The organism is Streptomyces sp. AgN23 (assembly GCF_001598115.1).
Lineage (GTDB): Bacteria > Actinomycetota > Actinomycetes > Streptomycetales > Streptomycetaceae > Streptomyces > Streptomyces antimycoticus.
In genome coordinates this window covers 2,540,580-2,565,994 of the sequence record NZ_CP007153.1, presented here as the reverse complement: position 1 = coordinate 2,565,994, position 25,415 = coordinate 2,540,580, and the positions used below count along the sequence as shown (strand labels likewise).

Annotated in this window: 25 protein-coding genes and 1 pseudogene; 18 read left to right on the top strand and 8 right to left on the bottom strand. The window is 71.1% G+C overall.

Features of this window, described 5'->3' with window-relative positions; all coding sequences use genetic code 11:
• Positions 1 to 2 precede the first annotated feature (2 nt).
• From AS97_RS11165 to AS97_RS11150, 5 genes and pseudogenes are all read right to left on the bottom strand, one after another.
• The gene (locus AS97_RS11165) at positions 3 to 458 is read right to left on the bottom strand and encodes a hypothetical protein (protein WP_210564829.1); all 456 of its coding nucleotides are present in this window, start codon (positions 456 to 458) and stop codon (positions 3 to 5) included.
• Between the two features lie 253 nt (positions 459 to 711).
• Positions 712 to 1,671 (bottom strand): integrase core domain-containing protein, encoded by a 960-nt coding sequence (locus AS97_RS11160; RefSeq protein WP_210567189.1) that lies wholly within the window; start codon positions 1,669 to 1,671, stop codon positions 712 to 714.
• A 57-nt stretch (positions 1,672 to 1,728) separates the two neighbouring features.
• Positions 1,729 to 2,208, bottom strand: a complete 480-nt coding sequence (locus AS97_RS47255; RefSeq protein ID WP_247204330.1) for a transposase — start codon at positions 2,206 to 2,208, stop codon at positions 1,729 to 1,731.
• A 209-nt stretch (positions 2,209 to 2,417) separates the two neighbouring features.
• Positions 2,418 to 2,807, bottom strand: a pseudogene (locus AS97_RS47250) (hypothetical protein); the annotation flags it as partial.
• A 155-nt stretch (positions 2,808 to 2,962) separates the two neighbouring features.
• Positions 2,963 to 4,087 carry an IS630 family transposase gene (locus tag AS97_RS11150; protein ID WP_086710425.1) on the bottom strand — a complete coding sequence of 375 codons (1,125 nt, stop codon included), beginning with the start codon at positions 4,085 to 4,087 and terminating at the stop codon, positions 2,963 to 2,965.
• Positions 4,088 to 4,263: 176 nt separating this feature from the next.
• On the opposite strand from AS97_RS11150, the gene AS97_RS11145 reads away from it, so the two are divergent.
• From AS97_RS11145 to AS97_RS11100, 10 genes are all read left to right on the top strand, one after another.
• Positions 4,264 to 5,856 carry a radical SAM protein gene (locus AS97_RS11145; RefSeq protein ID WP_236669566.1) on the top strand — a complete coding sequence of 531 codons (1,593 nt, stop codon included), beginning with the start codon at positions 4,264 to 4,266 and terminating at the stop codon, positions 5,854 to 5,856.
• A gap of 61 nt (positions 5,857 to 5,917) precedes the next feature.
• A complete protein-coding gene (locus AS97_RS11140) occupies positions 5,918 to 7,183 on the top strand; it encodes a radical SAM protein (protein ID WP_236669565.1) in 1,266 nt (421 codons plus the stop codon).
• Complete coding sequence (locus AS97_RS11135; protein WP_059148742.1) at positions 7,180 to 8,097, top strand: phosphotransferase; 918 nt, start codon at positions 7,180 to 7,182, stop codon at positions 8,095 to 8,097. Before AS97_RS11140 ends, AS97_RS11135 begins: the two co-directional genes overlap by 4 nt.
• The gene (locus AS97_RS11130) at positions 8,094 to 9,146 is read left to right on the top strand and encodes a hypothetical protein (RefSeq protein ID WP_059148741.1); all 1,053 of its coding nucleotides are present in this window, start codon (positions 8,094 to 8,096) and stop codon (positions 9,144 to 9,146) included. The genes AS97_RS11135 and AS97_RS11130 overlap by 4 nt, the downstream gene beginning before the upstream one ends.
• The gene (locus tag AS97_RS11125; RefSeq protein ID WP_086706266.1) at positions 9,143 to 9,973 is read left to right on the top strand and encodes a hypothetical protein; all 831 of its coding nucleotides are present in this window, start codon (positions 9,143 to 9,145) and stop codon (positions 9,971 to 9,973) included. The genes AS97_RS11130 and AS97_RS11125 overlap by 4 nt, the downstream gene beginning before the upstream one ends.
• On the top strand, positions 9,970 to 10,986 hold the full coding sequence (locus AS97_RS11120) for a thymidylate synthase (RefSeq protein ID WP_086706264.1): 1,017 nt from the start codon (positions 9,970 to 9,972) through the stop codon (positions 10,984 to 10,986). The genes AS97_RS11125 and AS97_RS11120 overlap by 4 nt, the downstream gene beginning before the upstream one ends.
• Positions 10,973 to 11,455: a nucleoside 2-deoxyribosyltransferase gene (locus tag AS97_RS11115; RefSeq protein WP_059148738.1), complete on the top strand. Its 483-nt coding sequence runs from the start codon at positions 10,973 to 10,975 to the stop codon at positions 11,453 to 11,455. Before AS97_RS11120 ends, AS97_RS11115 begins: the two co-directional genes overlap by 14 nt.
• The gene (gene thiD, locus AS97_RS11110) at positions 11,452 to 12,261 is read left to right on the top strand and encodes a bifunctional hydroxymethylpyrimidine kinase/phosphomethylpyrimidine kinase (RefSeq protein ID WP_063805025.1); all 810 of its coding nucleotides are present in this window, start codon (positions 11,452 to 11,454) and stop codon (positions 12,259 to 12,261) included. Before AS97_RS11115 ends, thiD begins: the two co-directional genes overlap by 4 nt.
• The gene (locus AS97_RS11105; RefSeq protein ID WP_059148736.1) at positions 12,255 to 13,376 is read left to right on the top strand and encodes an FAD-binding oxidoreductase; all 1,122 of its coding nucleotides are present in this window, start codon (positions 12,255 to 12,257) and stop codon (positions 13,374 to 13,376) included. The genes thiD and AS97_RS11105 overlap by 7 nt, the downstream gene beginning before the upstream one ends.
• Positions 13,373 to 14,098 carry a hypothetical protein gene (locus AS97_RS11100; RefSeq protein ID WP_059148735.1) on the top strand — a complete coding sequence of 242 codons (726 nt, stop codon included), beginning with the start codon at positions 13,373 to 13,375 and terminating at the stop codon, positions 14,096 to 14,098. Before AS97_RS11105 ends, AS97_RS11100 begins: the two co-directional genes overlap by 4 nt.
• Here the strand turns inward: AS97_RS11100 and AS97_RS11095 are convergent.
• Positions 14,089 to 15,423 (bottom strand): amidohydrolase family protein, encoded by a 1,335-nt coding sequence (locus AS97_RS11095; RefSeq protein WP_063805024.1) that lies wholly within the window; start codon positions 15,421 to 15,423, stop codon positions 14,089 to 14,091. The genes AS97_RS11100 and AS97_RS11095 overlap by 10 nt on opposite strands.
• A gap of 81 nt (positions 15,424 to 15,504) precedes the next feature.
• On the opposite strand from AS97_RS11095, the gene AS97_RS11090 reads away from it, so the two are divergent.
• Genes AS97_RS11090 through AS97_RS11075 form a run of 4 tightly spaced genes read left to right on the top strand, consistent with a single transcriptional unit; the run spans position 15,505 to position 19,398 of the window.
• On the top strand, positions 15,505 to 16,902 hold the full coding sequence (locus AS97_RS11090; RefSeq protein WP_210564827.1) for a nucleotidyltransferase family protein: 1,398 nt from the start codon (positions 15,505 to 15,507) through the stop codon (positions 16,900 to 16,902).
• Entirely contained in the window at positions 16,899 to 17,888 is a 990-nt protein-coding gene (locus AS97_RS11085) for a hypothetical protein (RefSeq protein WP_210564826.1), read from the top strand. The genes AS97_RS11090 and AS97_RS11085 overlap by 4 nt, the downstream gene beginning before the upstream one ends.
• Entirely contained in the window at positions 17,885 to 18,391 is a 507-nt protein-coding gene (locus tag AS97_RS11080) for a hypothetical protein (RefSeq protein ID WP_059148731.1), read from the top strand. The genes AS97_RS11085 and AS97_RS11080 overlap by 4 nt, the downstream gene beginning before the upstream one ends.
• Positions 18,388 to 19,398 (top strand): pyridoxal phosphate-dependent aminotransferase, encoded by a 1,011-nt coding sequence (locus AS97_RS11075; RefSeq protein WP_210564825.1) that lies wholly within the window; start codon positions 18,388 to 18,390, stop codon positions 19,396 to 19,398. The genes AS97_RS11080 and AS97_RS11075 overlap by 4 nt, the downstream gene beginning before the upstream one ends.
• A 15-nt stretch (positions 19,399 to 19,413) precedes the next feature.
• On the opposite strand, the gene AS97_RS11070 is transcribed toward AS97_RS11075, so the two are convergent.
• Together AS97_RS11070 and AS97_RS11065 are read right to left on the bottom strand one after the other, a co-directional pair.
• Positions 19,414 to 19,785, bottom strand: a complete 372-nt coding sequence (locus AS97_RS11070; RefSeq protein WP_078640440.1) for an inorganic pyrophosphatase — start codon at positions 19,783 to 19,785, stop codon at positions 19,414 to 19,416.
• Positions 19,778 to 20,029, bottom strand: a complete 252-nt coding sequence (locus AS97_RS11065; protein WP_059148728.1) for a phosphopantetheine-binding protein — start codon at positions 20,027 to 20,029, stop codon at positions 19,778 to 19,780. The genes AS97_RS11070 and AS97_RS11065 overlap by 8 nt, the downstream gene beginning before the upstream one ends.
• A gap of 929 nt (positions 20,030 to 20,958) precedes the next feature.
• Between AS97_RS11065 and AS97_RS11060 the strand changes: the two genes are divergently transcribed.
• From AS97_RS11060 to AS97_RS11045, 4 genes are read left to right on the top strand one after another with little or no spacing between them, the layout of a single operon-like run.
• Positions 20,959 to 21,363, top strand: coding sequence for a hypothetical protein (locus AS97_RS11060; RefSeq protein WP_210564824.1), 405 nt, complete (start codon positions 20,959 to 20,961; stop codon positions 21,361 to 21,363).
• Positions 21,363 to 22,871, top strand: a complete 1,509-nt coding sequence (locus tag AS97_RS11055; protein WP_210564823.1) for an AMP-binding protein — start codon at positions 21,363 to 21,365, stop codon at positions 22,869 to 22,871. The genes AS97_RS11060 and AS97_RS11055 overlap by 1 nt, the downstream gene beginning before the upstream one ends.
• A complete protein-coding gene (locus AS97_RS11050) occupies positions 22,868 to 24,130 on the top strand; it encodes a hypothetical protein (RefSeq protein ID WP_086708486.1) in 1,263 nt (420 codons plus the stop codon). Before AS97_RS11055 ends, AS97_RS11050 begins: the two co-directional genes overlap by 4 nt.
• Entirely contained in the window at positions 24,123 to 25,325 is a 1,203-nt protein-coding gene (locus AS97_RS11045; protein ID WP_247204329.1) for an acyl-CoA dehydrogenase family protein, read from the top strand. Before AS97_RS11050 ends, AS97_RS11045 begins: the two co-directional genes overlap by 8 nt.
• Positions 25,326 to 25,415: the final 90 nt, after the last annotated feature.

The following is a 25,415-nucleotide window of genomic DNA, read 5'->3' as shown; positions in this document are numbered from 1 at the left end:
CCTTATCCCTGCGCGGAGGAGGTTTCGTGGTCGGGGGAAGATGGAGGTGGAGACGCGGGCGCGGTGGTGAAGGAGATCCCGGAGGAGTCTCTGCCCTGCAGTGTCGTGCCGTGGAAGATGCCGCCGCTGATCGTGTTGTCCACCTTGCTTTCGCTGCTGCGCAGCAGCAGCGTCTGTTCGTGCCACCGCTCAAGGCCGAGGCGGAAATCGGCGTCCCTCGCAGCCCGCAGCGCAAGCGCGGTACTCAGCGCCTGCGCGCGCACTGGGTCGGCCGGAACCCGCTCCAACTCCGTCAGCTCCGCCTCGCCCGAGCTCACCGCCGAGTCGTCGTCGGCGTCCTGGCCACCTCGGAACGGGTGCCGCACCAGCGTGCTCAGCCCCACCCACACCTGACGGCCGATCTCACCGCCAGCGCCATCTGCCAACGCTGCCAGTAACCCCACCGATACCGGATCCATTCCGCACCACCTCGTCCCAGCTGACCGTCCACGGACACGCTACGAGAATCCCCTTTTCTCGCGCATGACAAATCCAAAGTGCGAAGCTGATGCCGATGATTCACTACCTGGGCCCACGCGGGCCACGCCGCGACGGCCACAACGACGGCGTGGTGCCAGACGGCACGCGCGTGCATTTCGGCTCCGAGTAGGCCATCGATGTCAGCGGGCTGAAGAGCCGACGTTGTGCCGCTCGAAAAGTCATCGCTGCACGTCATGCTGTATATCTGTACTCGTTGATGAGACCGCCGAGGATCCGGGTACGCAGGACTTTGTGAGTGTTGAGGTCATGCGCCGCAGCGGGATGTTCGGGGGCGTCGGGTGGTAACTGGTTGCGCGCTTGATGAGGGCGGTGCTCGTTGTAGTGCCGCTCGTAGGCCGCGAGGACGTGGCGGGCGTGTTCCTCGTTCATGATGAGGACGTGGTCGAGGGCTTCGCGTCGGATGCTGCCGATGATGCGTTCGCAGTGCGCGTTCATGCGGGGAGCTTGTGGCGCACTTTTGAGGATCTCCATGTCCTCGGCCTGGAAGACGGCGTCGAATGTCTCGCCGTACTTGCCATCGCGGTCGCGCAGCAAGAAGCGCAGGGAGTCGATACGTGGGCCCAGGTCGGAGGTGAGATTTCGCGCCTGCTGCACGGCCCAGTCCTGTGTCGGGCGGGCGGTGACGCCAGTGATGTGCAGGCGCCGTGTGCCGTGTTCGAGAAACAACAGCGCGTACAGCCGCTTGCCGAGCGCGGTGTCGATGTGGAAGAAGTCTGCCGCGATGATGCCCTCGGCTTGCGCGGTCAGGAACTCGCGCCAGGCGGGGCCTGCGCGGCGCGGCGCCGGATCGACGCCCGCAGTATGCAGGATCTCCCAGACCGTCGACGCGGCCATCCGATGCCCGAGTCGGGTCAGCTCCCCCTGGATCCGCCGGTGCCCCCACCTCGGATTCTCCCGGGCCAGCCGTAGGACGAGCTTCTTGATCGCTGCCGAGGTGGGTGGGCGTCCGGTGCGACGGCGCGCGGTGTAGTCCCACTTCGCGGCGACGAGCCTGCGATGCCAGGCGAGCAGGGTGCCGGGGGCGACAGGGAAGACCTCACGCCAGTGGCGCCGGGGTATCAGCCCGGACAGGGCGGTGAACCAGAACCGGTCGGCGGGCTCGTAGCGCACCGGTCCGGCCAACTGGCGCAGGACCCGTAGCGCTTCAGAACGGCTTCACCGGTCGTGAGCTGGGGTTTCGTTGGGTGGTCAGCTTGCTCGGTGGTATTCGTTGATGAGGCCTGTGACAGCCTGTCTGCGTGCGATCTGAGTTGTCGGTAGCGGTATGACGTTCGGGTCGTCGAGGGGTGCGAGCTGGTTTCGGCCTTGGTGGGGCCGATGGCTGTTGAAGTGACGGGCGTAGTCGTGAAGGAGTTGCTCCGCGTGGCCTCTGCCAAAGATCAGTACTCGGTTGGTGCACTCCTCGCGGACGGAGCGTACGAACCGCTCGGCATGCGGATTGCAGTTGGGGCTCCGGGGCGGGATCTTGGCCACGTCTATGCCCTCGCTGGCGAACACGGCGTCGAAAGCCGCCGTGAACTTCCGGTCCCGGTCGCGGATGAGGTGGGTGAAGTTCGTGATGCGGTCGCCGACCTGCCAGAGCAGCTGTCGGGCTTGCTGGGTGGTCCAAGCGCCGGTGGGGTCGGCGGTGACACCGAGGATGTGGACGGTGCGAGTGTGGACCTCCATGGCGAACAGGGCGTACAGCCGCTGCAGTCCGATGGTGTCGATGTGAAAGAAGTCCGTGGCCAGGAGGCCGTTTGCCTGTGCCCTGAGGAATTCCGTCCACTCTCTGCGCGCCTTCTGCCGGCATTGCCCTGAGTTGAGCTGGCGGCGCGCAGGATACGGCGGACGGTGGCTGTGCTGATGATGTGGCCGAGGCGGCGTAGCTCGCCGTGTACGCGGCGGAAGCCCCACCGTGGGTTCTCGATGCCAAGCCGGATGACCAGGTCGCGGACTTCTTCGGATATCGGTGGGCGGCCTGGCGGAGGTGGCCGGGTCCACTTCTTCTTCAGCAGGCGCTGGTGCCAGGCGAGCAGAGTGCGTGGCGAGACGAGCCGGTTGCCGCGGAGGGCGCGGGGCAGGAGCCGGGCGAGTGCGGCAAGCAGCGCCCGGTCCGGCCAGTTGGGCTTTGGGGTGGGCACCTGTCGGCGCAGCACGGTGACCTCGTGGCGCAGGATGAGTATTTCGGCGTTCTTGGCCGCGGTGATCGGCAGAGCAGAGCGAGCCACGTGAAGATTCGTGTGGCGAGTAGGTAGGTCAGCTGTACGAGCACAATGACTGATCATGCCCGACCGCGGGGTAAATGCCCAGGTCAGCAGCGGTGAAGCTGTTTTGAAGCGCTACGCGCCCCCACCGATCTGTCGCCCTAGAGACGCAAGCACTCCAGTGAGGTAGTTGCGGCAACGCAAAATAGATGAAAACCACCTCTAACGGAGTTCTACTAGTGTCCTGCGCCGGAGATCCGTCGGCAGAATTGGGCGAGGGATTCGAGGATCTCCTCGGCGGTCTTGGTCCAGATGAACGGCTTGGGGTCTGCGTTCCAGTCCTTGACCCAGGCGCGGATGTCGGCTTCGAGGGTCTGGACGCTCTTGTGTGCGCCGCGGCGGATCTTCTGGTCTGCCAGGAAGCCGAACCACCGCTCGACCTGGTTGATCCAGGAGGATCCGGTCGGGGTGAAGTGCATGTGGAAGCGTGGGTGCTTGGACAGCCACGTCCTGATCGCGGGTGTCTTGTGGGTGCCGTAGTTGTCGCAGATGAGGTGGATCTGGAGGTGCGCGGGCACCTCCTTGTCGATCTTGACCAGGAACTTCTTGAACTCCGTCGCCCGGTGCCTCCGGTGCAGGGAGCTGATGACCTCGCCGGTGGCGACATCGAAGGCGGCGAACAGCGTGGTCAGGCCGTTACGGACGTAGTCGTGGGTGCGCCGCTCGGGCATGCCGGGCATTATCGGCAGTACCGGCTGGGACCGGTCCAGTGCCTGGATCTGGGACTTCTCGTCCACCGAGAGGACAACCGCGCCCTCGGGCGGGTTGAAGTACAGCCCGACCACGTCGTAGACCTTCTCCACGAAGAACGGGTCCGTGGACAGCTTGAAGGTGTCCGTCAGGTGTGGCTTGAGCTGGAACTTCCGCCAGATCCGGCCGACGGTGGACTTGGACAGACCGCTGTGCTCGGCCATCGACTTCCGCGACCAGTGCGTAGCGTTCTTCGGGATCTCCTCCAGCGTGGCGACCACGACCGCCTCCACCTGCTCGACACCGATGGTGGGCGGTCGCCCCGGCCGGGGCTCGTCGGTCAGGCCGTCCAGTCGCTCGGCCAGGAACCGCCGCCGCCACTTGCGGACCGTGTCGGCGGCCACCCGCAACTCGCGGGCGACCACCACGATCGGCGGCACCTCCGGGCCCGCACACGCCAGCACGATCCGCGCCCGCAGGGCCAGCGCCTGAGCCGACGTTGCCCGACGCGACCACCGTTGCAACACCGCCCTCTCCTCGTCGGAGAGCAGCAACGGTTCAAGCTTCGGGCCCCGACGAGGGACCGAAGCACCAGCAGCAGAAGAAGTCATGCAGTAACTAACGATCAACTACTGGCGCAGGACACTAGTCATCTCCCTTCTCTCTGTGCAGCTTGCTGGGTCGTCGGCGTCACGGGCCAGGGGAATGCGGTGAAGTTCGCGAGTGCGTGTCCGGCGGCGATCCGACGCCGACCCGGCAGAGATCGCCGAGGGTGATCCTGAACCCCATGAGCAAACGGAATGGGCCGGACCGCATTGTGCTGGCCACGCCCTCGCCGGTCACGCACCGCACCGCGGAGGAAAACCTCGGTCTTGGGTACCTCGCCGCCTACCTGCGTCAGGAAGGGTACGAGGTCGCGCTCATCGACGGCTGGCTGCAGGGTATCGACGTGGAGGCGCTGGCGCGGCGCATCGTCGATGCTCGCCCCGCGCTGGTGGGCTTCGCCTGCTACCGCAGCAACATGATGCCCGCCATCGAGGCCATGCGGCTGGTGCGCCGGGCCGGGGTCCGGCCGGTGACGGTGGCAGGGGGCTACGGTCCGACCTTCCACGCCGCGGAGTTCCTGGAGGCCGGATTCGACGCGGTGGTGCGCGGTGAGGGCGAGTTGCCGATGCGGATGCTCGCCCAACACGTGTGTACCGGCACCCCGTCGCTGGAACGCATTCCGGGTCTGAGCTTCCGCGACACCGACGGGACCCAGCGGCACAACGCCGAGCCCGCCCCCAAGCTCCCCTTCGCACAGTTGCCGCACCCGCACCGCGACACACTCGACCTGACGATCGCGCGGCGCAGCCTTGTGCACCTGCAGACAGCTCGCGGATGCCAGGCCACCTGCACGTTCTGCTCCATCATCGCCTTCGAGCGGGTCGGCGGCGGACCGACCTGGCGCCAGCGCAGCATCCGGGACGTCGCCGACGAGATCGAGCGGCTGTGGGAACAGGGCGCCCGGTATTTCAAGGTCATCGACGACTCGCTGGTCGAACCGCCGCGGGACGCCGCCTGGTGCGCCGAACTCGCCGACGAATTCGAGTCCCGCGGAGTGAGCCCCCGGCTGCGCGGCTCGATACGTGCCGACCGCGCCGAGGAGGACGTGGTCCGGGAGCTGGCCCGGGCCGGTTTCTTCTCCTTCTCCTGCGGTATCGAGAACTTCTCCCCCTCCGCCCTGCGCCGGATGGCCAAACGCGCCACTGTGGAGCAGAACTTCGCCGCTCTGGACCGCTTCCGGGCGCACGGCATCTACGTCCAGGCCGGGCACATCCTCTTCGACGACCGCACCACGCTGGCGGAACTGGAGGACAACTACGCCGCGATGCGCCACTATTCGTGGACGATTTCCAAGGGCATCTTCACCGAGATGTACGCCGCGGCCGGCACCCGCTTCACCAGGACGCTGACCAGGCGCGGCGGGCTGCAGATTGACCAGGACGCGCTCGGCAACACCCGCTACGACGTGCTGGATCCCCGGGTGCGGTGCGTCTACGGCGCGCTCAAGCGCTGGCAGAAGGAGCACGCGGCGGTCTACGACAAGGCCATCGACCCGCTTTCCGCCCCCAAGGCCTTGGACGACGCCGAACTCGCCCTGATGCACAGACTCTCCGTCGAACTGCGCGAGACGGACCTGGATCTCTTCCGCCTGCTGCTCGACGTCGCCACCGGGCCCACGGCCACCGCGCACCTGGAAGAGGAGATCCACGACCTGGTCGAGGCAGAGATCGCCCGCACCGCCCCCCACTACCGGAAGCTCGACACGCAGGTGGAGGAGGCGTATGGCGAGGTCGGACTCGTCTACGACGCGGACGACAACCCCTTCCTGTGCTGATCCCTTCCGACTGCCCCTACTCCTCCCGCCGCTGGAGAGTTCTCCCTTTTACGGAAAGGCCGTGGTCAACGTGTCCGAAGAGCAGAGCGCCAAAGTGGAACTCCCCTGGCAGCGCAAGTCGCTCCCGCTTGCGGTGATCGACGCGAAAGAGCACTTCACCCGGCCGGTGGGCCCGATCGAGCATGAGGACGCGGACGAGTGCCCGATCGACATCAAGAACATCGGCTGGACGCTCGGCAACGACTGTCCCTACCGCTGCACCCACTGCTACTCGATGTCCGCCCGCGAAAAAGGCATGGACTTCACACCCGAAATCGTCGACCGCATCGTCGAGCAGCTGGCGGCCAACGACGTCGAGACGGTGAACCTGGGCGGCAACGAACCGCTCTTCACCAACGGGCCGAACCCCAAGAACACCCTGCTGCCGAGGATCATCGACGGTCTGACCGACGCCGGCATCATCGTGGGACTCACCACCTCCGGTATCACGGCCCTGCACCTGGAGCGTGACCACAACGCGAGCTGGCGCCGGCTCAACGACCTTGACATCAGCTTCGACTCCCCGTTCGAGGACGAGCACAACGCCAACCGCGGCGCGAAGATCTACAAGCAGGCGATCCGCACCCTCGAGCTGGCCAAGGAGTACGGCCTCGACCACTCGATCATCATGTGCGCGATGAACTGGAACTTCACCCAGGCCCACCTGGAAGGCCTGCTGGAACTGGCGGTCAAGTACGACGCGCACCTGCGGATCAACCCCATCAAGCCCGTGGAGTCCAAACACATGGACTCGCTCCTGCCTGCTGAGCAGTACTACGAGGGCTTCTCCTTCCTGATGAAGCACTGCTCTCCGGTCGACCTCGGCGAGCCGCCGATCGCCGCGGTGACGGACTACCAGAACGCCAAGGGCTGCCCCTGCGGCCGGACCTCGTTCCGCATCCACTCCATAACACCTGACGGACGCATCCCGGTCTCGCCCTGCGTGTACCTGCACGACTACAAGGTGGGCGACCTGCGGGTCGACAACCTCTACGACATCATCCGCTCTCCGCAGTTCGCCTCCTTCCGCCGCCGCAACGCCAACCCACACCTGCTGGAAGGGTGCGAAGGCTGCGAGCTGCTGCAGTCCTGCCGCGGCGGTTGCGCCGGACGCTCCTACCTGCACCATGCGCACGAGACGGGCAAGCGCTCGCTGTTCGTGCGGGACCCGTACTGCCCCAAGGACGTCGCGCCCAAGCAAGAGTTCCCGCAGCAGCCCACGGTGCCGACCGACAAACGCCTGGTGCACATGGACTACTTGTGCACCTGGATCGGCAAGCCGAAGTGACCGCGCTGCCCGGGAAGGGCGGCGTCCTCGACGGGGCACTGGTCGACCTGGTGCCGCAGCGGGTGGCCGACCGGATGGCGGCACGGATCGGTGCCGAGCACCTGGTCCAGGTGCGAGCCGACAGCTTCAAGGAGAGGTCGGCGAACGCCTGGTTCCGCGGCACGGCCCGCAGGCGCGAGATCTTCGTGAAGCTCTACGCACGACAGGACCGGGCGGTCGTCGAACGGCTGGTCGCCCGATCGCTCGGTCCGGCGTGCAGCACGCGCCTGCTGGACAGCGGAACGGCCCCGGACCTCGGCGGATACGCGGTCTTCGACTGGGAACGCCTCGTCCCGCTCCCGCCGACCGCCGACTCCGCCGCGGCTGCGGGCCGCCTACTGGCCGCCGTGCACGAGACGGCTCCACCCGGCGCCGCGCCGCTGCAGGACCAGACGCCCTGCGAGGCGCATCTCGAAACGCAGCTGTCGGCGCTGGCCGCCGAAGCGCCGGACCTGTACGGGTTGATCCGCGGGCGGCTGGCCGAACCCGCCCTGAGCACGCTGGTGCGAGAGGCCGGACGGCGTTCGGTGACCGCTCCGCGGGTGCTGCTGCACGGCGACTTCTCCCTGCGCAACGTCGCCCGCGGGGCCGGGGGCCGCGAGGTGGTCTTCGACTTCGAGCGGGCCGCGCTCGGCCCGTTCGAAGTCGACCTGCAGAGGCTGTGGGACCGGGAGCTGGCAGCGATCAGGGGCGGCCGCACGGCGTTCACCGCCGCCTACCGCCAGGAGCGGGACACGGACCCGGGACCGCCCGACCCGGTCCTGCTCGACTTCGCCCGCCTGTCCTGCGCGGTCAGCACGCTGACCGCGGCACGGCGCACCGACGACCCCGACTTCGAGGCCGAAGGCCTCACAATCCTGAAAGTCCTGCGATGACGACCAAGAGCTCGACGTCCCGTCTGCTGGCCGTTCCGGCGGCCGGTATCACGCTGACCGTCACCGGAGACCCCCGTACGGTGGCCGCGCTGGAGGAACTGGCCGCTCCCTTCTTCCCGCCCTCCTGCGGCCCGGACGGACGGTCTCTGCGCACGCCACCCGCCCCGGAGAGCCACTGGCAGCTGGACCTGGTCCGGGGACCCGCCGGTGGCACGGCGGAGGCCGAACCGGACGGCACCCCCGCGCACCGCACGGACTTCGACACGGCCGCTCGCCGGATCACCGTGCTCTGCGCCGAGGCCGAGTGGCTGCCGGTGATCGGCCTCCGGCATGCCCGGACCCTCAGCCGGGCGGTGGCGATCGGGGCGGGCGCCGTCCCGCTGCACGGCGCGGCCGTGGAACTGGCGGGCACCGGGATCATCCTGACGGGCGAGAAGATGGCCGGGAAGACCACCGCCGCGCTGTCCCTGGTCCGAAGCGGCGGCGCACTGATCTCCAACGACGACGTCCTGCTCGTCGCAGGCCCGGAGGGCTGGCGGATGGTCGGCGGGCCGCGCTCGGTGGGCATCCGGATGGAGTCACTGGGCGAGCACCGACCGGTGCTCTCGGCGGCCCGGCTCGCCGAGGCGACCGGCGCGCACCCCTCCAACCGCCCCGGCAAGCGGTTCCTGGCCCCCGGAGCGGTCGAGCGGATAGGCGGCTCGGTACAGGTCCAGGCTCCGGCCCACGTGCTCATCGAGCTGGTCAGCGACCCGGATCGATCCGTACGGCACCGATCGGGCGATCACGCACTGGACGACAAGGAGGCAGCCACCGTGCTGCGCGCATACCTGGAGGATGCCGCCGACCGACGGCGTTTCGACCTGATCGACGCCCTTGGCGCCCCGCCGCCCTCACTCACCGCCGACGTCCTCGGCTCCGTGGTGGGCTCGCTGCGGTTCTTCCGCTTCACCCACCCGGTCAGTGGCTGGGTGGACGACTTCCTGGACTTCGCCCGCGCCGTCGCACCGGTCTCCTCCGCCATGGCCGCCTGGACGGTGACCGCATGAAGCTCGGAGTCGTCCTGCGCGCCGAGAACCTCATCCGGGAGAAGGAGTTCCGCCACAACCGGGTGGTCACTCCTTACGGCCCGGTGGACCGCATCTTCAGCGGTGCCCTGCACGGGGTGGAGACCCACTTCCTCTACGGCCGCTTCCCCGGCCGGCGCACACCGAGCTGGGAGATTCCCTACCAGGCCAACCAGAGTGCCTTCGACGAGTTGGACGTGGACCACCAGATCGGTACCTTCGTCGTCGGCGGCGTCGACAAGGCGGTGCGCGGCGGCGACCTCGTCGTCCCGCACGACCTGATCAGCTTCTCGGGTCCCGGCATCAGCCTGCCGCCGCGCGATAACCGTTTCAGCAACGCGCACGTCGTCCCGGCGTTCTGCCCCCTGCTGCGCTCGCTGCTGCTCCGCGGGGCGCGCGAGACCGGGACGGCCGTGCACGAGAGCGGGGTGTACTTCAACTTCTACGGCTTTGCCCGCATCGAGACGGACGCCGAGCTGAGCCTGATGGAAAAGCTGGGCGTCCGGCTGGTCGGGCAGACCCTGGACCCCGAGTTCACCCTGGCGCGGCTGCGCCGGCGGCATTACGCCGCCATCGCGGTGGCGATCGACTCCTACCACGACATGAAGAACGAGGCGGAGCAGGACCCCGACGTGTTCCGCGCCCGCTCCCGGCGGGCGATCGCCGACGGACGCGAGCACTTCGAGCGCATCATCGAGGCAGGACTGGCCACCCTCGGCGACGCCCCCGCCGAGGAGTGCGGCTGCGCGCGCGTCGCGACCGGCAACCACCGCGACATGTTCTCCTCCTTTCCCGAGGACCTGCTGTGAACCGCTTCCAGGGGCTCCAGGACGCCTACCTGCACCATCTGGCCGAGCTGCTGGAGGAGCCGCAGTTCCGTAACGCCCCTCGCGGCCACGACAGCCAGGAGATCATCGGTTCCGGCTTCACCCTGGACGACCCGCTGCGCCGCCTGGTCACGCACCCGGTCCGGCGCACCAATCTGGTGTTCAACTTCGCCGAGGCCCTCTGGTACCTCTCCGGGCGCGACGACCTCGCCTTCCCGGCCCACTACGCGCCGAGTCTGACCCGGTACTCCGTCGACGGCAGGCACCTGACCGGCACCGCCTACGGGCCGCGGATCTTCCGCCACGGCCCCGGCGCGCTTGACCAGTGGGCCGCCGTCACGGAGACGATCCGGAAGGACCCCGACACCAAGCGCGCGATCATCCAGATCTTCGAACCGCGCGAGCTCCTGGTCCCGGCCAACCCGGATGTCGCCTGTACGCTCGCCCTGCAGTTCCTGCTGCGCGAGGGCAGGCTGCACGCAGTCGCCTACATGCGCGCCAACGACGCCTACCGGGGCATGGTCAGCGACGTCTTCTCGTTCACCTTCCTCCAGGAGGCGATGGCACGGCAGCTCCGCGTGCCAGTGGGCACGTACACACACGTCGCCGGATCACTGCACCTGTACCGGCCCGATGTGCAAGCGGCTGCCCGCCTGGTGGCGGATGGCACGCGCGGTGACCTGCCGCCCCACCGCATGCCCGCGCTCCCCGAAGGGGACAACCGGCCCCATGTCGCCCGGGTGCTGGAACTGGAGGAGGCGCTGCGCACGGGCGCGCTGCGTCTGGATGCCGACCGGATCGACGCCCTCGGCATGCCCCTCTACTGGGCGCAGGTCGTCACCCTCTTCGAACTCCACCGGCGGGCACTCGCCGCAGAGCCCGCCGGCGACCTGGCCGACCTGCTGCCTCCGCTCTACCGCCACCTGATGTACCGCCGCTTCCCCACGCTGGGTGCGGCCCCGTCCTCCCTGGAGGCCACCGATGCCGCAGTCTGAACCGGGACCCGCACGCCTCACCGTCTTCCTCGGCGGACCCTTCAAGGGCCTGCTCGACCCGGTCACCGGAAGAGTCCCGGAGGCCGACCGGGCCGGCTACACCACCCTGATCGACGCGTTCGAGGAACGAGGATGGCGGGTCTTCAGCGCTCACCGGACCGAGGCTTGGGGCGACGCACTGGTCAGCGACCAGGAGTGCACCCGGCGCGACTGGGAGTGGATGCTGGGCTGCTCGGTGTTCGTGGCCCTGCCCGGCCAGCCCGCCTCCCCGGGCACCCACGTGGAGCTCGGCTGGGCCTCCGCACTCGGCCGCCCGACGGTCGTCCTGGTGGAACCGGGCACCGAGTGCGCCGCGCTGGTCGGGGGACTGCCCGGGATCGCCCCCGTACGGCTTCTGGAGCACACCGGTGACACCAAGGCCGTGTGCGATGCGGTGGAGGACGCGGCGTGGACGGGGGTACCGGCGTGAGCGGGAACCCCGCCGGGCCGCGCGCTCGCTGCCTCACCATCGGCTCCTCCGACTCCGGCGGCGGGGCGGGCATCCAGGGCGATCTGAAGGCGTTCGCCCGGGCCGGCGTCTACGGCGCCAGCGTGATCGTCGGTGTGACGGCGCAGAACACCCTGGGCGTGACCGCCACGACGTCGATCGGCACCGGCATGGTCGGCCACCAGCTGAAGGCGGTGCTCGACGACATCGGCACGGATGGAGTCAAGATCGGCACCACCTGGAGCGCTGAACTGATCTGGCTGCTGGTGGACCGGCTGGTCTGGCTGGACGAGGTGCCGGTGGTCCTCGATCCGGTGATGGTGAGCGCAGCCGGCTCCGCACTGGGCGGCGACGAGGAAGCGGTGACCGCGGTACGCGAGGGACTGCTGCCGCTGACCTGGGTGGCGACCCCGAACATGACGGAGGCACGGCGGCTGACCCGGCTGGAGGAGGAGAAGGACCCGGCGAAACTGGCCGAGGCGATCGTCGAACTCGGCGCTCGCGCCGCCCTCATCACCGACGCCTTCCCCGGCGGCGCCGGCGACTGGCTCTTCGACGGTGAACGGCATCACGAGATCACCGGACCCCGGCGCGCCTCCGGATGTGACCACGGCGCCGGCTGCGCGCACTCCGCGCTGCTCACCGCCTTCCTCGCCCGGGGCATGCCGCTGACCCGCGCCGCGCGCACCGCGCACGCGACCGTCTCGCTCGCCATCGAGCACGGCGCGGCGGACATCGGGAACGGCCGCCATCCGGTCGAGCTGACCGCCGGAAGCCTGCCGTGGTGACTTCACTGGGCTGCGATGTCGCGGTCCTCGGCGCGGGAGTGGTCGGCCTCTCCACGGCCTGGCTGCTCGCACGCCAGGGGGCCGCCGTCACCCTGCTCGACTCCGGAACGGCCGGATCCGGGGCCTCGCTCGGCGCGCAAGGCCAGCTCGTGCCGCCCTCGCCGGAACTGCGGCCGTTGTGGCAGCGAAGTCTGGCCCTCTACGCGGAACTTGCGGAACGCACCGGGATGCCCTGGGACGCCGAGCCCCCCGGCACGCTGGTCCTCTCCGCGCCCGGCGCGGTCGACACCAGTAGAGCGCGGACCTTCCCGGATGCCGAGGTGCTCACCGGGGAGGAGCTGCGCACGCTGGAACCCGCTCTCGGTCCGCTGGTCACGGCGGGCCTGCTGCTCTTTGAGGGCCGCCGCATCGAGCCGGCGGCGGCCGTCGGCGCGCTGCTGGCCGAGGCTGCCGGTGCCGGGACGGCGCTGCGCCTCGGTCTGGGACCCCTCCGGCTGGAGGAGGCCGGTGCGTCCGGGTGGGCGTTCGTGCGCGCCGACGGGGAGCGGTTCACGGCACCCCGCGTCGTGATCGCCGCCGGGGCCGGCGCGCGGGCCCTGCTCGCCCCCCTCGGGCTGCGCGTTCCGCTCACCTCCGTGAGTGGGCGGGTACTGGTCACCGAACCCGCGCCGTTCACCCTCGACCACGTCCTGGCCGAGTCGGTGATCGGCGTGCCGCGGTCAGTGGCACTGCTGGCCCATCAAACGCCGGACGGCGGCCTCGTTCTCGGCGGCTCCTGGTACCCGCACGACGAGGCAGAGCCGGACGACCTCGCGGAGCGGATCCTGCGCCGCGCCGATGAGCTGGTCCCCGGCGTGGAGCGGCTGCGGATCACCGCCCAGCGCGGCGGCCTGCGGCCGTTCCTGCCCGACCGCGCCCCCGTCGTCGACCGCCTGGCACCCGGCCTCTACGGCTGCTTCGGACACGGCGGCGAGGGCTACATCGCCGGCCCCGGCTCGGCCGACCTGCTCGTCGGTCTGCTCAACGCCGAACAGGACGGGCGGGCCGCACCCGCCGCGGAGCAGCAGGCATTGCTCGCGGGGTTCCGGTTCGGACGATGGAAGGAGCCGACATGAGTTTCCTCCAGGAGTGCCGTCGGCACTGCGCCGACGTCTGGGAGGCCTACCGCCACCATCCCTGGATCGAGGCGATGGCGGCGGGCACGCTCAGCCCGGAACGCTTCGTCTTCTTCCAGCTCGACGACGGTCCGCATGTCGCCGAGTTCAACCGCACCCTCGCCCTGGGCATCGCCAAGGCCCCGGTCGGGCACGCGTGGGCCACGGCCGCCGCCCACGTCCTGGACGACCTGTCGACCGTCGGTGAACTCGGCGAGAAACGCTCCCTGGTCGAGGAGATCGGCTTCCGCGCCGAACCCGCCTTCGACCGGTGGACCTGCTCCCCGGCCCGCGAGGGCTACCTCAACCACCTGGTGCGCGTGGGATACGAGGGCACCTTCGCCCAGATCGCCGCCAGTGTCTACCCGTGTTCGCTCTTCACCGAGGTGATCGGGGAGCGCTTCGCGGGCGTGGAGATCCCCGGCCCGCCCGCCTACCGCCGCTGGGCGGACATGTACACCCGGCGCACCCGCACCGAGATGTGCGCGGCGCACGCCCACGTGGTGGAGCGGGCCGCCGCCGAGGGGGGAGCCGCCGAACGGGCCATGCTGCAGCGGCTCTACCGCCGCAGTCTGGAGCACCAGGTGCGCGTTTTCGACGCGGCTTGGGAACTCGACGGAGCCTGGCCGGGCGGCGCGGTGGCCCAGGCCGCCCGTGCGGTCGCCGCGGAGGACTACCCGTGACGGCCGAGGTCGACCGTGCCCGGCGCGAAGTCCCCCACCAGCTCGCCGCGCGGGCTGACGGTGCGGGCGACCTCGCGTCCGTGCCGCACCACGTGCAGCCGGGCGGGCAGCAGCCGCAGCGCCTGCACCGGATCGGAGGCGTCCAGCAGTACGAAGTCGGCGGGGCGGCCTTCGGCGATCCCGTAGCGTTCGCCGAGCCGCAGCACCCGCGCGCCCGAGACGGTCACCAGGTCGAGCACCCCGGCCAGTTGCGTGTGTCCGGTGAGGTGGCCGAAGAGCGCGCCCAGCTGGGCGACGGCGAGCATATCCCCGGTGCCCAGCGGCAGCCAGGCGTCGAGGACGGAGTCCTGTCCGAAGGCCACCGTGACACCGGCCTCCAGCAGCTGCGCCACGGGCGCCATGCCGCGGCGCACCGGCGGCGCGTCACCGCGGCCCTGGAGCACCGCGTTGACCATCGGATTGGCCACCACCGCGATCCCGGCGCGGGCGAGCAGCCCGGTCGCCGCCGCCAGGGTGCCCGGGTCGTAGGCGGCCATGGCGGTGCAGTGCCCGAGCGCGACCCGGCCCTGCCAGCCGCGGGCGAGTGTCTCACGGGCCACCACCTCGGCCAGCCGGGAGCCCGGATCGTCGCTCTCGTCGCAGTGCGGATCCATGTCGGCGTCGAACTCCTGCGCCACGTCGAAGAGTTCCTTGACGTGCCGCTCCGCGTCCCGGGGCGTGCGCTCGTAGTGCGGGATGCCGCCGACCACGTCGCAGCCCTTGGACATGGCCGCGCGCAGCGCCTCGCGCTGGCCGGGCTCGCGCAGCAGCCCGTCCTGCGGAAAGGCCACCAGTTGCACATCGCAGACGCTGCGGGCCTCCTCCCGCAGGTCGATCAGAGCGCTCAGCGCGTCCGGGGCGCCCGGACTCACGTCCACGTGGCAGCGCACGTGCAGAGTGCCGGCGGCCACCATCCAGCGCAGCACCTCGCGCGCGTTGCCGTAGATCTGTCGGCCCGTCAGCCGGGTCTTACTCCGCGCCCAGACAGCGATTCCCTCCCGCAGCGTGCCCGAGCGGTTGGGGTCGGCCGGATCCAGGGTGAGCGCGGAGTCCAGATGCATGTGGGCATCGACGAACGGCGGCACCACCAGCCGCCCGTCGGCGTCGATGACCCGGGCGACGGTGGCCGGCGTGCCGCGCCCGGACGAGGCACCGATCCGGGCGAACCGCCCGTCGCGCACCAGGATGTCCACCAGGTCCGGTTGGTCGGCCAGCCGTGCGCGCCGCACCATCAGTTGCGCCGGTTCCGGTGCTTCCTCTGTTCCTCGGGCCGGTTGCGTGATCATGCCCAGATTATGTCCGCCCCGGTCCGGCCCTCCCACCCCCCGTCCGGCCGTGCAGAGCCCTGACCCCGCCAGGAGACCACCATGCCCGATACCCGTGTCCCGGCCGCCTTTCCGGAACTGCAGATGGGAGTCCTCGTCCCGGCGTCGCCCATCGCGGAGACACTCGACCGGATCGCCTCGCTGGTCCGTCGGGGCGAGCGCCCGCTGGACCGCGTCGCCGACGTGATCCGGCGCAACCGGGTCGTACTGATCGCCGCGGACCATCTCGCCACCGCGCCGGACGGCGCTGAACTCGCCCGGGAACTCGAGCCCTTCGTCGCCGAGCGGATCAGGCGCGCCGCCGCGCAGGACGCCGCGACCGGGTTGCTCGACCGCCTCGGAACCGAACTCGGTATCCCGGTATGGGGCATCAAGGGCCTTTCCAGCCGGGCCGACTACCCGGAGCCGAAGCTGCGCGAACTGCGCGACGCGGACGTCTGCGTCGCCGGGGCCGAGGAGGCACTGGCGCTCGCCGACCGGCTGCGGCGACACGGTTACCGCACGGACCATGGCGAACTGCCGTGGATCAAACAGACCACGGACCGCAGGCCCTACGGGCAGTACAAACTCACGGGCCCGAGCGGATTCGCCGCCGTGGACATCCACTTCGGCCCCGGCTACTCCACGGGCCACTGCGGCCTGCTGCCGCTGCCCGCGCCGACCGAACCGGGCCTGCGCCCGCTGCCTCAGGTCGCGAATCTGCGGCCGATGCTGGGCAACAGCGGCGGAGACGTGCACATCACCCTCAAGGACGTCAACGACCTCTGGGTCGCGGCCCGGACGCTCGGCCCGGCCGAGGTCGGCGCACTCGCGGCCGACGCCAGGACCGCTGTGCTGGGCGGGCACCTGGCCGACATCGCACGCGTCGTCCTGGAGATCACCCGCACCGATGCCGGCCAGCGGGAGGTGCTGGAGGCCCTGATCGCGGCAGGTCCGAGGCGCGCCGCCCGGCCGGTGGTCGCCACCGGCCTGATGGCCCGCACCGCGCCCGTCCGTGTGCTGCGCACCACCGGCCGGGCCTTCGGGCAGGCCGGCGCGCACACCCGTTCGCTCCCGGCCCGCGCGGGTGCGGTGCTCGGCGCCCTCGCCTTCTACGCCCTGCCCACCCGTCCGCGGGTGGTCGCCGCGCCCGCGCTGTCGCGGCGGCCCGCACCGTGGCGCTGCGTGCGGCTGGTCCCGCTCGAACTGGCCCGCACGCTTGACCGCGAGGGCACGGACGCGGGCGACCGGTGGCCCGGCGACCGGCTCACGCCGGCCGCGGCCCCCACCACGCCCGCTTCCGACGCCGAAGGCCGCACCGGGTCCGGCGCACCGGAGGGCGGGCTGCGCTGGTCGGCCGGCCACCGGACGCTGACCTACGGCTCTTCCGTCTTCGTCTCGACGGTGTGGGGCGTACTGCCGCGCGCGGTGGTCCGTGCCACCGGGAAGGCGGGCCGATGACCGGCACCGTACGGCTCCGGCCGCCGGACGCCGGGCAGGCGCTCGCCACCGTTGGCCTGACCGCCGGCCGGATCACCGCGCTGGTGGACGAGGGGAAGGCGAACGGGCCCCGCTACGTCGTCGGTTCACTCGCCTCCGGGTTCGGTAACGCCCGCAGCGACGTCGATGTGCACGTCCTGGTGGACGGGCTGGAACAACCCGTCGGATCCCGGCTGCACCATGTGGGCGACACGACCGTGGATGTGGAGCTGTTCCCCGCGCAGTGGCCCGCGCGCGAGGTGGCGCGTCTGAGCGGCGTCCCGGTCGCCGACCTGCCCTTCGGGCGGGTCGCCCTGGACCCCGCGGTGCGGGGCTCCCAACGGCGCTGGCTCTGCCGCTGGGTGCACGCCGTGCCGCTGGACGCCGGGACCGGGGCGCTCTTCTCCGAGGAGGAGGTCCGGGCGCTGCTGCCCGCAATCGTCCGGCAGGCCCTTGACCGTGCCCTGGTGGACGCCGCCGTCGCACTCCTTGCCGACCGTGCCACCCGGGAGGGGGCGGACGGGTGGACCGCGCAGGCGTCGGGCTACTTGTGGAACCGCGCGGCGCGCGGCGTCCTGGAGGTGCACTGCCGGGCCGCAGGCGATGTGACCACGGGGGAGAAGTGGCTGCCCGCCCGGGTGCGACGGCTCGGGCTGCCGCTGCCGGACCCGGGACCGCCCGCCGACGGCGGCGCCGGACTGCTCGCCCGGCTCGCCTGGACGCCTTCCGGTGTACTGGAAGCGGTCCGCGTCCGCCCCGCCGAGGGGCTGCGCCGGGCCGACCTGGCCGGGCGCGGCTTCCTGGTCAACCGGCACGACCGCTTGTTCACTGAGTGGCTGGAGGCCGAGGGCCCCCTCGCGCGGGTGCTGGGGGAGCACTCGCCGGGACGGCTGCTGGACGCCTTTCGGCGTGCCCAGCTGGACCTGGTGGCCGATCCCGACGTGGTGCGGGGGAGGCTGCAGCCGTGACTTTTTTCTCTTCGGATGACGGGATCGACGGCCTGTGGCTCGGGACGCACGGAGCCAACGGCGCCTGGCGGTATGCCCGTTCGGTCGACCCCACGCTGGAGGACATCGAGGCGGCGCGGGCCACGGGCGCCTGGGACCTGTGCGTCGAGGCATGCGCCAAGGCGCTGTACGCGATCCTCGTGTGCCACTGTTCCCTGGACGGGATGCAGGGAGTGCCCGAGCGGGAGCACCTGCACGCGCTTATCGCCTCCTCCGGCCATCCCGTGGCGGCAGCCCTGCGCGCCCTGCCCCTCTCCTACCGGGCCACCGAGGCCGACGCCGAGCGTGCGCACGCGGCCGTCGACGAGCAGGACGCCGTGCTCCGCGCACGGCTGCCCTTCGAGTTGCCGGTGATCCGGCAGGCCGGACGGCACGCGGCCACCGTGCGGGTCACCGCGCAGATCGGTCGCTTCCGGTCCGCGCGCGGGCTCGGGGCGCTGGACTGGGACCGTTCGGGGCTGTGATGCACGATCTGACCGGAGCCCCGTACCGGTGGCCGGACGACCTGGTGGAGCTGTGGCGGCGCTGCCTTCGGCGGGCGGCCCGCGATCCGGGCTGGGACGCCCGGCCGCCCTGGCAGGGCGATCCCGAATTGCGGGCCGCGCTGGGCGCCGTGCTCGGACTGTCCGTGGCGGCGGGCGGGCCGCTCGTCAGCTCGGGAATCCGCCCTCTGGTGGCGCCGTTCGCCCTCTTGGGACGCAGAGTCGTGGTGGAAAGGCCCAGCTTCCTCGGAGTCGTCACGGCCTTCGAACGGTGCGGTGCCCGGGTGCTCCAGGCGGATCTGAGGGAGGCGTTGCGCATCGCCCGGCCCGCCCGCGAGCACCTGCTGTGGATCACCTCGCCCTGGCGCAACCCCGACGGCTGGAGCCTGGACCGGGCGGCCGCCGACCGCCTGGCCGGCTTCGTCGCCGACGGCGGAGTCCTGGTGCAGAATGAGACGTACCGGTTCTTCACCCCTCCTGGGCTCCGTGCGGAGGGCCTGCGGGTGCCGGGCGCGTTCGTCGCTGGGTCGATGACCAAAGCTGCCGGGCCGTGGGCCCGGCTGGGCTGGCTGCACGGTCACACGGTGCCGCCCCAGGTCGAGGCACACCTGCGGGCCGCTGCCCCGCCGGCGGTATGGCAGCGGGCCTGGGCCCGCTTCGCCGCGGACGGGGGTGTCGAGCGGCTGCTGGAGCGCTGCCGGGCGGTGGCCGCCCTCACCGCCCACGCCTCGGCCGTGTCCGGCGCCCGGCAGCACGGCGGCGCCAGCGTGCTGGTACGGCTCGGCATCGAGGAGCCGGTGGACCACCTGCTGCGGGAGCACGGCCTGCGCGTGGGCGACGGACAGGACTTCGGGGCCCCGGCCGGGACGGTACGCCTGTGCTTCCTGGGCTGCCCGGCCGACTGCGACCACCGTGCGCTCGGCCTCCTGCCCTACCCGGACGCACACCGGGCCGGGGCACTGCCGCAACGGCAGGACACCGGCCCCTGAGGCCGCGCTCCGGGCCTACCGGCGGGGCACCAGCAGTCCGCCGATCTCCAGTACGTCGTTGAGCAGGTGGTGCACCTGCTCGATCTCCTGGGGGGAGCAGTCCAGCAGGATCTTCACCTCGACGTCCCGCTTGAGCAGGTCGGCGGTCAGGAAAACGCCGACCACGCCGGCGTCCGACGCGTCGCCGACGAAGACGTCCGCCCCGTCGCCGTCACCGCCGGTGGTCCCTTCCAGATACCCGTAGTGGACGGGATAGACGGCTTCGGGGACGCGCGGGTGGCGCGATCCCTTCGGCCGGTCGACGACCAGCTCGGCCGAGGCGACCAACTCGTCGAGGTGGGCGAAGAACCCTGTCCCGCCTCCTGTCGCACCCTCCTGCTCAGCCATGGACGTTTTCCTTTCCGGCCACCAGGTCAGTAATGCTCTTCAGCGTCTCGAAGTTCTCGAAATTCAACTCGTCGTCTTCGAAGATGATGTCGAAATCCTCCTCGATGCGGAGAGTCAGCTCGACGCTGAGCAGCGAGTTGAGACCGTGATGGGAGAGGATGTCCAGATCTCCGATGCCTTGGGCGTCGCCGAGTAGTTCACCGACCCGTGCGCGCACGATATCGGTGACCTCGCACCTGTCCATGAGTTCGCCTTTCGCGTTCCGGTGACGACTCGAATCGTCGCAGAATCCATTCCATTTTTCCAGTGCCGAGTCGCACGGAAACACTTCTATGGGAAAGGCGGCACAATTCGGCTGATGTCCGGTCGGGAGCGGGAGGCGTCCTGTGCCGTTCCGGCCGGAGCGCCGCCCGAACCCGTCAGGTCCGGGCTGCGGACTGAGGGGGCCGCTCGACGCCGGTGCCTTCGGAGCGCCCTGTCCGGATGACTCACCGCCCCAGCGCCGGACACCGCGCCGCTCGCTCGCCGGGCCGTCTCCGCACGCCGTGGGCCTGTCGGCGCCTGTCGCCGCAACGGATCAGACCTGACCGTGCACGACTACGGATCCCCCGCGGCAGGGACTCCCTTCCGGTGCGCGGGACTTCACCTCGGAGGCCGCCGACGCCTTCACCGCCGCGGCGCGGAACCGGGGGGCGGACTCCGCAGGGACGCTGATCGATCGAAGATCGGAAATAGATCCGGCGGTCTTAAATTGAGGGAGAAGGGCATGGCAGCCCGCCCCGATCCGGTATTCGCGTATACCTGCCCGAATCCCATGTCTGAGGAGTCATGTACCCAGCCGCCATTCCGGAGACAGCGGTGGAGAACACCGGGACGCCGGCGGAATCCGAGGCGTCACCGAATTTCAGGGACCGATTCCTTCACGCCCGGGCGACGGGCGCGCGCGGCGCCCCTCCGGAATTCGGGATGTCCGTGGACGCCGCGGAATCCCGCCTGCGGCGCCGAGACACGGTCCGGGACAGGCATGGAGGGCCCGCGGAGCGCAGGCCGCCGCGGAAGGCAGCGCGGGCCCCCCTCGTCACGCTGCGGGGGCCGCGGGTCCCGGTGTGTCCGCAGACGCGGACCACCGGCTACACCGTCGCGTGCCCGGCCGCGGTCTTTGCCCTGCACGGGGTGATCGTCTCCGTCCGGCAACCGCGCGAGGCCCGCCGGATCCCGGACGGCGCCCGGGACCTCGGGGTCCGCCACCGGGGCGTGTGCTCCGTCCCGAAGGCACTGCGCGGACTGCCGCCGGGCGCGCTCCCGCTCCGGAACTTCAGCCACTTCGTAGTGCCGGACCGAATCGACGGCCGACGAGTGCATCCGGCCGATCCACAGTCCTGCCGGGCCGACACCCTTATGCGCGGGCCCGGAACCACCCTGGTCGTCATCGCGCACCGCCTCACCGCCGTCGAGGACACCGGCCGGATCGTCGTGCTCGACGAGGGCCGCGTCGTGCAGGCGGGGCGGCACGACGCGTCACCAGCGCACGACGGCCCCTGCCGCTCTTCGGTCCGGCCGGGCGGGGAGGGCGAGTGATGACGGACGTCGTTCCCACCACACCGGCGGCCCCCGGTATCCCCGTCGACCTGGTGACCGTCCTCGACCGGGCCGCCCGTCTGCACGGTCCGCGCCCCGCGGTGCGTGACGCCTTTGGATCCTGGACCTGGAGCCGGCTCTCCGCCGCCAGTTGGACGGTCGCAAGGAGACTCGCCGAGCACGGCGTCGAACCGGGCGGCAGGGTGCTCTCGGTGCTGCCGCCGGGCCGGGAGTTCGCCGCGCTGCTCTTCGGCGTGCTGCGGGCCGGGTGCTCCCTCGTCCCGGCCCGCCCGGCGAGCAGCGACTTCGAACTCTCCCACCTGCTGGCCGACGCACGGCCCGTGCTCGTGGCGACCGCGGACAGACCGGTCCCGGCCGCCGGCGGTGCCGCGGTCCGCGTCTCCACCCTGCTGCGCGACGGTGTCCGCCCCGCCGCCGCCCCCGAGCCCCGCCACCAGGTCGGAGCGTCGGACGAGGCGCTGCTGCTCTACACCTCCGGCTCCACCGGACGCCCCAAGGGCATCGTCTGCCCTCACCGGGCGGTGGTCTTCGCCGCACGCGCCATTGCCGAGCGCCTCGGCTACCAACCGCAGGACGTCGTCTGGAACCGGTTGCCGCTCTCCTTCGACTACGGGCTCTACCAGCTCTTCCTCTGCGCACTCGCCGGCGCCGAACTGGTGCTGCCGCCGGGGGAGGTGTCCGCGGGCGAGCTGGCGCGGCTGCGTGAGGGCGGCGCCACCGTGCTGCCCCTGGTCCCTGCCCTCGGTGTCACGCTGGCCCGGCTCGCACGGCGCGACCCGCGCCCCACCCGGGTGCGGCTGCTGACCAACACCGGCGCGGCCCTCGTCGGCGCCGACGCCGCCCGGGTCCGCGCCGTGTTCCCCGGCAGCTCCCTCGTGTGCATGTACGGGATGACCGAGTGCAAGCGCATCACCATCGCCGACCCCGACGAAGACCTGACGCACCCGGGCACCGTCGGCCGGGCCTTGCCGGGCACCCGGCTGTTCGTCGTCAACGAGCACGGCCGCCCGCAACCGCCAGGCACCGCCGGCCAGATCGTATCGGCGGGTCCGCACGTCATGGCCGGTTACCGGAACGCCCCCGAGGAGACCGCGCACCGCTTCGGCCCGGCCCCGGACGGCGACGGCACGGCCGTCTACACGGGCGACACGGGCCGGATCGATCCGGACGGGCGGCTGTACTTCCTCGGCAGGAGCGACGACATCTTCAAGCACCGTGGCTGGCGGATGAGCACCCTGGAGCTGGAGACGGCTCTGCTGGACGTTCCGGGGGTGAGGGCCGCCGCCACGGCGCCGCCCGACGCCGCCGGCGTACTGACCGTCTGGGTGGTCACGGATCTCGCGGCGCACGAGGTGCTGCGGGCACTGGTGGAGCGACTTGGCGCCGCGCGGGCGCCGGACCGCTGCGTCGTGCTGGCGGAGCTGCCTCGTACGGCCCACGGGAAGGTGGACCGTGTGGCGCTGCGCACAGGGGGGTGGCAGCGATGAGCCGCCCCGGGTACACCGTGATGCCCGACCTGCTCAGCCGGATCGCCCAGGAATACGGCACACCGGCATACGTCTACGAACTGGCCGCGGTGAGCGCCGCGGCCGCGATGCTCACCGCGGATCTGCCCGTCCCCAGCGGCTTGATGTACTCGCTGAAGGCGAATCCGCATCCGGCGGTCGTCGGCCGGCTGGTCACCGGTGGCAACGGTGCGGAGGTCAGCTCACCCGGCGAACTCGCAGCCGCCCTCGATGCCGGCTGCTCACCAGAAAAGATCATGTACACCGGACCGGGCAAGGATTTCCAGCACCTGGTCGGGGCCCTGACGGCCGGGGTGCGCTGTTTCTCGGTGGAGTCGCTGGTCGACCGGGACCGGCTGGCCGACGCCTGCCACATGCTGGGTGTCCACGCCGAATACCTCGTACGGCTCAACACCCCCCGAGGCAGCGCGCGCGGCGCCCTGCGCATGACCGGGCGGCCCACCGCGTTCGGCACCGACCTGGCCAACCGGCAGGAGATCGCCGCACTGCTGCGGGCCCGCGGCCGGGTCCGCCCCGTGGGCACCCACACCTTCAGCGCCACCAACGTCGACGAGCCCGCCGCGCTGCTCCAGGAGTTCCGCAGCGCCCTCGCCGCCGTCCGTACCGTGTGCGGCGCGGCAGAGTTCGCCCCGCGACTGCTCGCACTCGGCGGTGGGTTTCCAGCACCCATGGCACGGCCGGGCGCGCTGGCCCGCCATCCGGACCTCGCTGCGGGCCTCAAGGGTGAGCTGGACACGGCATTCCCGGGCTGGCGCCGGGGCAGGCCGCGTATCCTCTTCGAGTCGGGCCGCTACCTGACGGCCACCGCCGGCACCCTGCTCACCAGGATCCTGGACGTCAAGGCATCCGGCGGCCGGACCTTCGTGGTGCTGGACGCCGGGGTGCACGTGCTCGGCGGGATGGCCGGCCTCGGCCGCCTGAGGGCGCCCAGTGCCCAGCCCTTCACCGTTGGCGGGAGCGGCGCCGGCGAGGAGACGGCGGTGACGCTGGCCGGCCCGCTGTGCACCCCGCTGGACGTGCTCAACGCCTCGGCCCGCCTGGTCGATCCGCGGCCGGGGCAGTTGCTCGCCGTGCCCAACACCGGCGCCTACGGCCCGACCGCCAGCCTGCTCGGCTTCCTGAGCCACACTGGCCCGGTCGAGGTCGTCGTCGAGGGCGCCCGGATCCACAGCGCCCGCCGCCTGGTCATCAGCTCGGAGAAAGTGGCTCCCCTTGTCTGAGTCCCGCACCCGCCCCATCCCCGCCCGACCGGCCTGCGACGGCAGGACGCAGGACAACCTGGACGCGCTGGTCGCCCTGCTCGCGGTCAACGCCGCGGGCGTCGACCGCACCGCATGCTTCCCTGAGGAGAACCTCGCGGCCCTGCGCAGTGCGGGCTACCTCGGCTTCCTGATACCCCACCGGTACGGAGGCATGGGCCGCGACCTGGCCGACCTGGTCACGGTGGCGCAGCGCCTCGCCGGAGCCTGCCTCTCCACGGCGATGATCTGGGCGATGCACTGCCAGCAGGCCGACGTGCTGGTCCGACACGCCGGCCCGCGTCTGGCCGCGGAGTTGCTGCCGCGGGTGGCCGCCGGCGAGGTGTATTTGGCCTCCGTCACCACCGGGACGGTGACCGGAGGCCACCTGCTCTCCGCGGCCGACGCTCTGGAGCGCGGCATCGAGGAGGAGATCCTGCTGCGGCGCGAGGCCCCGGTGGTCACCGGAGGAGAGCACGCCGACGGCTTCCTGATCACCATGCGCGAGACGGCCCACGCGGACGGGCACGGGCTCAGCCTGGTCTACGCCGACCGCGACGCGCTCACGGTCGAGGCAACCGGCGGTTGGAACACCCTGGGGATGCGGGGCACGGCCAGCGGGGCACTGAAACTCTCCGGCGCGGTGCCCCCGGACCAGGTCGTCGGGCCGCCCGGCGGCTTCCGGGAGGTCGCCCTGGACAGCATGATCCCGGTGGGACACCTGGCCTGGAGCGCCTGCTGGCTCGGCGCCGCCCGCTCCTCCTTCTCCGCCCTGCTGCGCTGGCTCAGCAGGGAGCAGCGCGACCGCCTCTCCTCGCCCCTGGTGCACGAGCGCCTCGGCCGGATAAGGCTCGACCTGGAACTGGTCAGCGGATACCTCGGCGGGGTGCGCCAAGAAGTGGAGCGAGTACGCGCCGACCGGTCCCGGCCGGACTCCGCCGAGGTGCAGATCCACCTCAACTCCCTGAAGACAGCCGCTTCGGAGCTGACCTATCAGGCGGTCGACCGCATGGTGCAGCTCGCTGGACTGGCGGTCGGCTACGGCGCGGACTCGCCCGTCCCACTGGAGCGGACGCTGCGGGATCTGCGTTCCGCCGCGCTGAACTACTCCAACGACCGCTTGTGGACGGCCAACGGAGCGCTGTGCCTGCTCGACCGCGGCGTCACGTTGCTGTGAACCCGCCAGAGGCGGATACGCCGGCGTTCCGCAGCGCCGACTGCGCTGTGCCGCTCTCGACCCGGACCGGGCGATGCCCGGCCCGGAAAG